Origin of the sequence: Solirubrobacter deserti (assembly GCF_027587175.1) — a bacterium.
Lineage (GTDB): Bacteria > Actinomycetota > Thermoleophilia > Solirubrobacterales > Solirubrobacteraceae > Solirubrobacter > Solirubrobacter deserti.
In genome coordinates this window covers 119385-129536 of the sequence record NZ_JAPCID010000013.1, presented here as the reverse complement: position 1 = coordinate 129536, position 10152 = coordinate 119385, and the positions used below count along the sequence as shown (strand labels likewise).

General features: G+C 71.5%; 9 protein-coding genes. 1 reads left to right on the top strand and 8 read right to left on the bottom strand.

The window, feature by feature from the left end; genetic code table 11:
* Positions 1–31: 31 nt before the first annotated feature.
* Positions 32–421 carry a Holliday junction resolvase RuvX gene (gene ruvX, locus OJ962_RS11420; RefSeq protein WP_202954191.1) on the bottom strand — a complete coding sequence of 130 codons (390 nt, stop codon included), beginning with the start codon at positions 419–421 and terminating at the stop codon, positions 32–34.
* On the bottom strand, positions 402–3035 hold the full coding sequence (gene alaS / locus OJ962_RS11415) for an alanine--tRNA ligase (protein ID WP_202954190.1): 2634 nt from the start codon (positions 3033–3035) through the stop codon (positions 402–404). The genes ruvX and alaS overlap by 20 nt, the downstream gene beginning before the upstream one ends.
* A 27-nt stretch (positions 3036–3062) precedes the next feature.
* Here alaS and OJ962_RS11410 point away from each other — a divergent pair, with 27 nt between their 5' ends.
* The gene (locus OJ962_RS11410; RefSeq protein ID WP_202954189.1) at positions 3063–3581 is read left to right on the top strand and encodes an NUDIX domain-containing protein; all 519 of its coding nucleotides are present in this window, start codon (positions 3063–3065) and stop codon (positions 3579–3581) included.
* Between the two features lie 150 nt (positions 3582–3731).
* On the opposite strand, the gene mnmA is transcribed toward OJ962_RS11410, so the two are convergent.
* The 6 genes from mnmA to OJ962_RS11380 form a co-directional block, all read right to left on the bottom strand.
* Positions 3732–5135: a tRNA 2-thiouridine(34) synthase MnmA gene (gene mnmA / locus OJ962_RS11405; protein ID WP_202954188.1), complete on the bottom strand. Its 1404-nt coding sequence runs from the start codon at positions 5133–5135 to the stop codon at positions 3732–3734.
* A 12-nt stretch (positions 5136–5147) separates the two neighbouring features.
* The gene (locus OJ962_RS11400; RefSeq protein ID WP_202954187.1) at positions 5148–6074 is read right to left on the bottom strand and encodes a hypothetical protein; all 927 of its coding nucleotides are present in this window, start codon (positions 6072–6074) and stop codon (positions 5148–5150) included.
* Positions 6075–6143: 69 nt separating this feature from the next.
* Entirely contained in the window at positions 6144–7916 is a 1773-nt protein-coding gene (aspS, locus tag OJ962_RS11395) for an aspartate--tRNA ligase (protein WP_202954186.1), read from the bottom strand.
* Complete coding sequence (gene hisS / locus OJ962_RS11390) at positions 7913–9151, bottom strand: histidine--tRNA ligase (RefSeq protein WP_202954185.1); 1239 nt, start codon at positions 9149–9151, stop codon at positions 7913–7915. The genes aspS and hisS overlap by 4 nt, the downstream gene beginning before the upstream one ends.
* Positions 9148–9783: an MBL fold metallo-hydrolase gene (locus OJ962_RS11385; RefSeq protein WP_202954184.1), complete on the bottom strand. Its 636-nt coding sequence runs from the start codon at positions 9781–9783 to the stop codon at positions 9148–9150. Before OJ962_RS11385 ends, hisS begins: the two co-directional genes overlap by 4 nt.
* Positions 9783–10148, bottom strand: a complete 366-nt coding sequence (locus OJ962_RS11380) for a hypothetical protein (protein ID WP_202954183.1) — start codon at positions 10146–10148, stop codon at positions 9783–9785. The genes OJ962_RS11385 and OJ962_RS11380 overlap by 1 nt, the downstream gene beginning before the upstream one ends.
* Positions 10149–10152: the final 4 nt, after the last annotated feature.

Sequence of the window (10152 nt, the reverse complement as noted above, 5' to 3'; positions counted from 1 at the left end):
CCCTGTGTCATCGGCCGATGGTCCGGACTCCTTATAGGGTCGAGCCCCTAGCCAGCCACTCCTCGAGCAGCACCGCCGCCGCGCGCGAATCCAGCGACGCGCTCCCGCCCGCCTGCAGCGCGAGCGACGTCGTGAAGCGCTCGTCGTAGAGCTCGACGGGAACGTCGACCGCGCGTTCCAGGCGCGCCGCGAACTCGCGCACCTCGACGGTCTGCGCCGAATCGCCCCCGCGCAGCGACACCGGCAGCCCGACGACCACCCGCTCCACCTCGAGCGAGGCCACCCGCTGCCGCACCGCCGCGAACCCCTTCTTGGTCCCCGGCCGCAGCACCGGCTCGAGCGGCGTCGCGAGCGTCCCGGTGGGGTCGCTCACCGCGACGCCGCAGCGCGCCGAGCCGTAATCAAGCGCCAGAACCCGCAAGCGCGCGTTCGATCTCCGCGCGCGCGGCAACCAGCGCGTCGGGCAACTTCGACGGGTCCTTGCCGCCGGCCTGCGCCATGTTGTCGCGCCCGCCGCCACCGCCGCCGACGACCGCCGCCGCGACCTTGACCACGGCCCCGGCCTTCACGCCCGCCGCGACCGCGCCCGGCGTTGCGCTCACCAGCAGCGAGGCGCGGCCTTCGCCGGGCGCGCCGAGCACGACGACCGCAGGGTCGCCGAGCTGGCCGCGCAGCTTGTCCGCCAGGTCCGGCAGCGCCTTCGGGTTCGGCACCTCGCGGATCTCGAACACGGCCTTCACGCCGCCGATCTCGACGATCTCACCGACCGACGTGTCGGCCGCAGCGCCCTTCTCGAGCGCCTTCTCGGCCTCACGCCGCTTGGCGACCGCGGTCGCCGCCGCCTCCGCGACGGCGTCCGGCGAGGTGCGCAGGGCCACGGCCGCGGCGGCGAGCTCGCGGTCGTGCCGGCGCAGCAGCTCGACGCCCGCGGGCCCGGTGATGGCCTCGATGCGGCGCACGTTCGCGGAGGAGGACGTCTCCTGCGTGATCTTGAAGACGCCGATCTCCGCGGTCGAGCGCACGTGCGTGCCACCGCACAGCTCGCGCGAGAAGCCGCCGTCGCCGACGGAGACCATGCGGACGACGTCGCCGTACTTCTCGCCGAACAGCGCCATCGCGCCGAGCGCCTTGGCCTCGTCCAGCGTGGTCGTGATCGCGCGCACGGGCGAGTTCTCGAGGATCTGCGCGTTCACGCGATCCTCCACCCACGCGCGGTCCTCGGCGCTGAGCGCCGTGCCGTGCGTGAAGTCGAAGCGCAGCTTGTCCGGGCCGACGTAGGAGCCCGCCTGGTGCACGTGCGAGCCGAGCCGCTCCCGTAGCGCCGCGTGCAGCAGGTGCGTCGCGGTGTGGTTGCACTCGGTCGCGCGCCGGGCGCTCCGGTCCACGCGCGCCCACACGCGCTCGCCGTCCTTGAGCTCGCCGGTCAGCGGCTCGAGCACGAGCGCCTGGTCGTCGCCCAGCCGGACGACGTCCACCACCCGCGCGGAGCAGCCGCCGTCCTCGCACTCGATCACGCCGTCGTCGTGCACCTGGCCGCCGCCGGTGGCGTAGAACGGGGACTCGACGAGCTTCGCCAGCACGCGTCCGTTCTCGCGGACGACGGACGCGACCGCGGTGGCCTGCTCGGTCGTCTCGTAGCCGGTGAACTTCGACGGCGCGCCCGCCTCGGACGCGAAGCGACGCAGCTGCTCGCGCGTGTCGACCCCGTCGTCCTCGTTCTCGACCGCGCGCGACTTCTCGCGCTGGGCGTCCATCAGCCGCTCGAAGCCCTGCGCGTCGACCCCGACGCCGCGCTCGCCCGCCAGCTCCACCGTCAGGTCGAACGGGAAGCCGTACGTGTCGTGCAGCCGGAACGCGGCTTCGGCCCCGATGCCCTCGGCGCCGTCGGCCTTGGTCTGCTCGATCACGTCCTCGAGCATCCGCATGCCCTGCTCGAGCGTGCGGTTGAAGCTCTCCTCCTCGCTGGCGAGCCACATGTCGACCGTGTCGGCGTGCTCGATCAGCTCGGGGTAGGCCTTGCCCATCGTCTCGCGCACGACCTGCGCGTACTTGGGCAGGAAGCCCGGCTCGATCCCGATCCGGCGGCCCTGGACGATCGCGCGCCGCATCAGGCGGCGGAGCACGTAACCACGGTCCGCGTTGTCGGGCACCACGCCGTCGGCGATCAGGAAGCTCATCCCGCGCGTATGGTCGGCGAGCACGCGCAGCGCGCGGTCCACGACCGGGTCGGACTCGTACCGCTTGCCCGACAGCTCCTCGCCGAGCGCGATCAGCGGCGTGAACTGGTCGGTCTCGAAAATGGAGGTGACGCCCTGCTGGATCAGCGCCATGCGGTTCAGGCCGAGGCCGGTGTCGATGCTCGGCGCCGGCAACGGCGTGAGCGTCCCGACCGGGTTCTGCTCGTACTGCATGAACACGAGGTTCCAGTACTCGAGGAAGCGCTCGTTGTCGCCGCCGGGGAGGTCGTCCTCTTCGCCGAAGTCGAGCCCGCGGTCCAGGTAGAGCTCCGAGCATGGCCCGCACGGGCCGGTGGGGCCGGCCTGCCAGAAGTTGTCGTCGCGGCCGAGCAGGACGATCCGCTCGCGCGGGACGCCGATCTTCAGCCAGACGTCGATGGCCTCCTGGTCCGGCCCGAGGCCGAGCTCCTCGTCGCCCGCGAAGACCGTGACCCAGATGTCCTCGGGCTTGAAGCCGAAGCCCTCGATCGACAGCTCCCACGCAAACTGCGCCGCGCCCTCCTTGAAGTAGTCGCCGATGCTGAAGTTGCCCAGCATCTCGAAGCACGTGAGGTGGCGGGTCGTGAGACCGACCTGGTCGATGTCCGGCGTGCGGAAGCACTTCTGGCAGGAGGTCAGGCGGTGGTGCGGCGGCTGCTCGCGGCCCTGGAAGTAGGGCTTGAGGGGGTGCATCCCCGCCGTGGTGAGCAGCACCGACGGATCGTGCTCGGCGGGGACGAGCGACGCCGACGGCAGCCGCTTGTGGTCACGGCTCTCGAAGAAGCTGAGGTAGCGCTCGCGGATCTCGTCGGAGGTCATCGAGTCCTGAGTCTAGGCTGCCAACCCATGCGCGTCGTCTCCACCCGAGTCGTGTACGAGAACCGCTGGATGCGGGTGCACGAGGACCGCACCGAGCGCGAAGACGGCACGCCCGGTCTGTACGGGTGGGCGGAGAAGTCACCGTCGGCCCTGATCGTGCCGATCCAGGACGATCACGTGTGGCTGATCGAGCAATACCGGCACCCGGTCCGGGCGCGCTTCTGGGAGTTCCCACAGGGCGCGTTCGAGGACGGGGACGTCGCCCCGGAAGCGCTCGCCCGCCAGGAGCTGCGCGAGGAGACCGGCCTGCGCGCCGGCGCGATGGAGCACCTCGGCCGGCTGCACTTCGCCTACGGCTTGACCGACCAGGCGGTTGACGTGTTTCGCGCGACCGGGCTCGAACCCGGCGAGCAGGCGCTAGAAGCCACGGAGGCCGATCTCGTCGTGCGCCGCTTCCCGGTCGACGAGGTCGACGCGATGGTGCGCGAGAACGTGATCCGCGACGCGGCCAGCGTCGCCGCGTGGCACCTCGCCCGGGTCCGCTGAGGAATACCGGCACGCCTGCTGCGGCACATCCGCGGCACCTCGCGCCACCCACGACGCTCACGTGCCAGAGGCACGCCACGCTTGTCGCGGGCGGCCCGAGGCACGGGCGCCTGCACCACATCAGACGCACCGCCCATTCCTCAGCGAACCCTACGCGGTGATGGTGCCGACGCCGACGACGACGTCGCCCCGCAGCAGGCACGCCGTCTGTCCCGGCGCGGCGCCGTGGAACGGCTCGTCGAGCTCGAGCTCGAACGAGCGGCCCTCCCCCACGACGCGGCACGGCACGGCGCGCGAGTGGTAGCGCAGGCGCACGGCGTCGACTTCGTCGCTGGGCCGGTGCAGCCGGGCGCCGCGCACACGGACGCGCCGGGTCGCCAGCTCGTCGCGTGAACCGACGACTACGCGCGTGCCCTCGGTGCGGATGACGTACAGCGGCTCCGGCGCGGCGCCGACGCCCAGGCCCTTGCGCTGGCCGACCGTGAAGTGATGGGCGCCGCGGTGCGCCCCGACCACGTCACCGGCGAGGGTGACGATCTCCCCCGGCTTGTCCTCCAACCCGCCGTGGCGGGCGAGGAAGCGGGCCTTGCCCGTGCCGGCGAGAAAGCACAGGTCCTGCGAGTCGGCGCGAGAAGCCACCGGGAGCCGCGCGCCCGCGGCGATCTCCCGCACCTGCGGCTTGGTCAGCTCGGCCAGCGGGAATCGCATACGCGCAATCGAGGCCGGCGACAGCGCCGCGAGCATGTAGGACTGGTCCTTGGCGGGATCGGCGGCCGCGCGCAGCAGCCCGTCCTCGGTGACGCGCGCGTAGTGGCCGGTGGCAAGGAACGGGGCGCCGAGGCGGTCGGCCAGCGTGAGCATCTCGTCCAGCCGCACGTGGCCGTTGCAGGAGACGCACGGGTTCGGCGTCTCACCCGCCGCGTAGCCGGCCAGGAACGGGTCCACGACGCCGGCGCGGAACTCCGGCCGCAGGTCGAGCGTGAAGTGCGGGAGCCCCATCTGGTGCGCGACCATGCGGGCGAGCCGGACGGCGTCGGCCGAGCAGCAGGAAGCGGCGGCGTCGTTCTCCTCGTCGCGCCACAGCTCGAGCGTCACCGCGACGGCGTTCTCGCGCAGCAGGTGGGCGGCGACCGCGGAGTCCACGCCGCCGCTCATCGCGACCAGGACGCGCTCGCTGTCCACCGGCACGGCCGCCTCCCGCGCCGCGGCGCCGAGCGCCCGGTGCAGCGCGTCCGCGGCCAGGTCCGCCGCGTGCAGCTTGCCCGGCGAGAGCCCGCCGAGCTCCGCGGCGATCGCGGTCGTGCCGACGCGCGCGGCGTCGAAGAGGTGCTCGCCCTCGACGAGCGTCACGGCCGCCGAGCCCGCGGCGGTCAGCGCGCCGCAGCCGTCGGCGTCGAAGGCCGCGGCGACCACGCGGTCACCTTCGACCACGACGGACAGCCGGATCAGGTCGCCGCACAGCGCACCGCCGGCGGCGCCGTCATGCGCCCCGGGAAGTACGACGCCGCACCCCTGGGGCGCGGCGAGATGCTCTTCGAAACGCTCGCGGTCCACGACCGCTTGAGTCTAGGACCGCCGGTAGTCGGCGCAGGCCGTGAGGCCGATGTCGTCGAAGCGGCGGTCGAGCTTGCGGTAGGCGTCGACGTCGAACGTGCGCAGCGCGGCCCAGGCGCCGTCGATGTCGCCGGCAAGGCCCTTCTTGACGGTGCGCGTGCCCGTGTCGAGGTCCATGTCGACCGCAGAGAGCCACTGCCGCTTGAAGCCCTTCCACTCGGCCGGGGCCGGCAGCTCGGCGATCGCACGGCGCTGGGCCTTGCCGATCTTGAGCAGACGCAGACCGGACGACTTCCACGCCTTGTGGCCGCGAACCGTCGGCAGCGACCAGCGCGTGAAGCGGACGGTGAAGCGCTCGCAGATGTCGTTGGCCGCGCGCAGGTACTCGTCCGTGATCGCCGGATAGATGCTGTCGCGGCGGGCGTCGGCGATCGCCTGGTTGATCGCGATCCGGTCGACGTAGCCGGTGAGCAGCGTGCCCTTGAGGTTGCGGTCGATCACGACGACCGACGGCGACTGCGTCACGCCGAGGCCGTTGATCAGCGGGCCGTAGGTCGAGAGGTCGGCGACGCTGATGTTCTTCGCGAAGACCTCACCGTCGTAGCGGTTGGTCTTCTCGAGCGCGTTGCGGACGTAGCGGTCGTCATCGGCCATCGGGCGCCACTCCTTGGCGTCCTCGGCGAACACGCCCAGCACCAGCGTCTTGCGCTCCGAGATGGCCTCGGCGACGTCCTTCGGCAGCTTGGCGAGCACCTCCGCCGGGATCGCGGCGTCCGCGACCGGCGTGTTCTCGGTGGCTCCCGCGGGCGTCGCGGCGGCGTTGGCCGGCGCGGCGTTGGCCGGCTGGACGGGCGGGACTTCTTCCTCGGCGCCACCGGGCTTGAGGATCGTGAACCAGGCAGCAAGGAACACGACGGCACCGATGAGGAGGATGCGCATGGGCATGGAGATCTGGCTCACATCCACACACATCGGCACCTCCCCATCGGAGGTTGAGTGGAATGGGGTCTAGGCCGGAGGCGGGACGGTGAGCTTGACGCCCACTTCGGCCAGCTGCGCGCTGTCCACGCCCGCGGGCGCGCCGGTCAGCGGATCCGAGCCGGACGCCGTCTTCGGGAAGGCGATCACGTCGCGGATGGAGTCGCGGTTCGCGAGGATCGCGACGATCCGGTCGATGCCGAGCGCGAGCCCGCCGTGCGGCGGCGCGCCGTACTTGAGCGCGTCCAGCAGGAACCCGAAGCGCGCGTCCGCCTCCTCCTCGGAGATGCCGAGCGCGGTGAACACCTGCTGCTGGACCTCGGGGCGGTTGATACGGATCGACCCGCCGCCGATCTCCGAGCCGTCGAGCACGATGTCGTACGCGCGCGAGCGCAGCGCGCCCGGGTCCTCGAAGGAGCCGGTCGGCGCCGTGAACGGGTGATGGAGCGCGTCCCAGCGCTTCTGCTCCTCGTTCCACTCGAACATCGGGAAGTCGACCACCCACAGCAGCTCGTGGCGGCCTTCGGGGATGAGGTCGTAGCGGCGCGCGATCTCCAGCCGCAGCTCGCCGAGCGCGGTCGCGGCGACGTTCGTGCGCGTGTCCGCGACGATCAGCAGCAGGTCGCCCGGCTTGGCCTCCAGCGCCTGCTCGATCGCCGCGCGGTCCTCGTCGGAGAGCGCCTTGGCGACCGGCGAGCGCCACGTGCCGCCCTCCTCCACGACCGCCCACACGAGGCCGCCGGCGCCGTAGCGCTTGACGACCTCGGTCAGCTCGTCGGCGATCTTGCGGGAGGCCTCTCGCGGGCCCGCGTTGAAGCCGCGCACGACGCCGCCGCCCTCGAGCACGCTCTTGAAGACGCGGAACTCGGTGCCGGAGACCGCGTCGGCGAGGTCCGAGATCTCGAGTGCGAAGCGCAGGTCCGGCTTGTCGGAGCCGTACTTGAGCATCGCCTCGTCGTAGGGCATCCGGCGCCACGGGGGCGGCGGGGCCGGGAAGCCGGCGTTCTCGAACACGCGCTGCAGCAGGCCCTCGATCGTGCCGAGGACGTCCTCCTCCTCGACGAAGCCCATCTCGAGGTCGAGCTGCGTGAACTCGGGCTGGCGGTCGGCGCGCAGGTCCTCGTCGCGGAAGCAGCGGGCGATCTGGTAATAGCGCTCGTAGCCGCTCATCATCAGCAGCTGCTTGAACAGCTGCGGGGACTGCGGGAGCGCGTAGAACGCGCCCGGGTTCAGGCGCGCCGGGACGAGGAAGTCGCGCGCGCCCTCGGGCGTCGAGCGCGTGAGGATCGGCGTCTCGATCTCGAGGAAGTCGTTCGCGTTGAGGAAGTCGCGGATCGACCGGTTGACAGTGTGGCGCAGGACGATCGCGTCGCGCATGTTCTCGCGCCGCAGGTCGAGCATCCGGTGGCGCAGGCGGATCATCTCGTCCACCTGGCCGTCCTCGTCGATCGCGAACGGCGGCGTCAGCGACTCCGCGAGGTGCTCGGCCTCCTTGACGTCGAGCTCGATCTCGCCCGTCTTGAGGTTCGGGTTGACGTTGCGCTCCTCGCGCCGGACGATCTGGCCGGCCGCGGTGAGCACGTGCTCGGGCCGCAGGCGCTCGGCCAGCGGGAACGCCGGCGACTCCGGATGGAACGTCAGCTGGACGATCCCCGACCGGTCGCGCAGGTCGATGAAGATCACGCCGCCGTGGTCGCGGCGGCGGTGCACCCAGCCCGCCACGCGCACGTGCTCATCCACCCGCCCGGCGTCGAGCTCTCCGGCCCAGGCGTCGCGATACAGGTTGGCGCGTGGTGGTCTCAAAGCGTTCCTCGGATGTGGTGCATGACGGTTTCGGGCGCGACGAGCTTGTCCTCCCCGCCGTCGCGATCGCGCAGCTCGACGCCCTCGTCGGTGAAGATGGCAACGTAGCGGGGACGGACGCGCGAGGCCTGCTTGAGCTGGCCCTTCACGCTGCGGCCGGCGAGTTCGAGTCTTGCGCTGTGGCCCGCGCGGCGCGCATCCGACGCGAGCTTGAACGCCGCGACCTTGTGCTCCGGGTGGTAGGCGACGAACAGGTCCACCGGCGCCTCGACCGGCGGCGGCTGCGTGGACGCCGACAGCATCCGCTCCACCCCGGCCGCCCAGCCGATGCCGGGCGTGGGCGGGCCGCCCAGCGCCTGCGCCAGCCCGTCGTAGCGCCCGCCGCCGCCGAGCGCGTTCTGCGTGGCGCCGAGCTGGCCGGACTGGAACTCGAACAGCGTGCGCGTGTAGTAGTCCAGCCCGCGGACGAGCGTCGTGTCCACCGTGTAGGCGAGGTGGGCGGCCTGCAGCAGGTCCTGCACCTCGGCGAAGTGGTCCAGATCCTCCTGCGGGAGGCGATCGATCAGCCGCGGCGCCTTGGCCATCACCTCGCGCGTGCGGGGGTCCTTGCTGTCGAACGCGCGCAGCGGGTTGAGGTCGATGCGGTCGACGACCTCCCGGCTGAGCTGGTCCTCGTGCGCGCGCAGGTACGCGACGAGCTCCTCGCGGTACTCGGCGCGGGATTCCGGCTGGCCGAGTGAGGCGAGCAGGAGCGTGACGTCGCGGACGCCGATCGCCTCCAGGATCTCCGCCAGCAGCAGGATCACCTCGGCATCGACGGCCGGGTCGGGCGAGCCGATGGCCTCGATCCCCAGCTGCGAGAACTGCCGGTAGCGGTGCGCCTGCGGCGTCTCGTTGCGGAAGTAGGACGAGAGGTACCAGAGCTTCACGGGCTGCGGCAGCTTGTGCATGCCGTGCTCCATGTAGGCGCGCATGACCGGCGCGGTGCCCTCGGGGCGCAGCGTGTAGCTGGTGCCGCTGTCGGCCTCGAGGTTGAACATCTCCTTCTGGACGACGTCCGTCGCCTCGCCCACCCCGCGCGCGAACAGCTCGGTGAACTCGAAGGTCGGCGTCTCGATCCGGCCGTAGCCGGCCTTCTCGAGGATCTTCTTGGCGGTCTGCTCGAGCCGGTCGCGCTCGGCGGCTTTCTCCGGGAGCACGTCGCTCGTGCCCGGCGGCGTCTGGAACCTGCTCACACCAGCTCGCGCAGGAACGGGTTGGATCGGCGCTCTTGGCCGAGCGTGGTCGGGTCCATGTGGCCCGGGAGGACGCCCGTGTCGTCGGGCAGCGTGTCGAGCAGCTTCTGGATGGAGCGCATGAGGGTGTCGTGGTCGCAGCCCGGGAGGTCGGTGCGGCCGATCGAGCCTTGGAAGAGGACGTCGCCGGAGAAGATCGCCTTCTCCTGCGGGATCGAGTAGGTCACATGGTCCGGGCTGTGGCCGGGCGTGCCGATGACGTCGATCGTGAAGCCGGCGAGCGTGAGCGTGTCGCCGTCCTTGACGGTGTGCTCGGGCGTATAGGACTCAAACGGCCCGAAGCCCGGGAAGCGCACGAAGTCGTTGATGTTCTCGAGGATGAAGACCTCGCCCTCGGGGCAGTAGACCGGCGCCTTGGTCGCCTCGGCCATGGCCTTGACCGCACCCACGTGGTCGAAGTGGCAGTGGGTGATGAGGATCGCCGCGGGCGTCGTGTTGAGCTCTTCGAGCGCGTTGAGCAGCGTCTGCGGCTCATCACCGGGGTCGATCAGCAGGCAGGACTCCGAGCCGTCCTGGCGGGCGATCCAGGTGTTCTCCTGGACCGGGCCGACCGTCAGCCAGCGGGCCTCCATCAGCGCTTCTGCTTGGCCGCGCGCGCCAGGTTCTTGTTGTAGACCCAGCGGTCGGTCATGTACGCGAGCGGCGTGTAGATCAGCATCGCCATCGCGGCGAGGATGATGCCCTGGCTCGGGCTCGTGTCCCCGCCCAGGATCCCGATCTGCGTGAGGATGAACAGCAGGACCGCCATGGCGCCGGCCTTCAGCGCGGCGCTGTTCCAGGTCGGCGGCTTGCTCATCCGCCGCTGCCGCGCCTCGTCGCGCAGGGACTGCTTGCTCTCTGCCGCGGTCGGCTTGCGGCCCGTCCGGCCGCGCACCTCGATCGAACCGGCGGCGTTGCCGCGGTGCTTGGTCCGCCTCTTGCGCTTCGTCTGGGCCATGGAA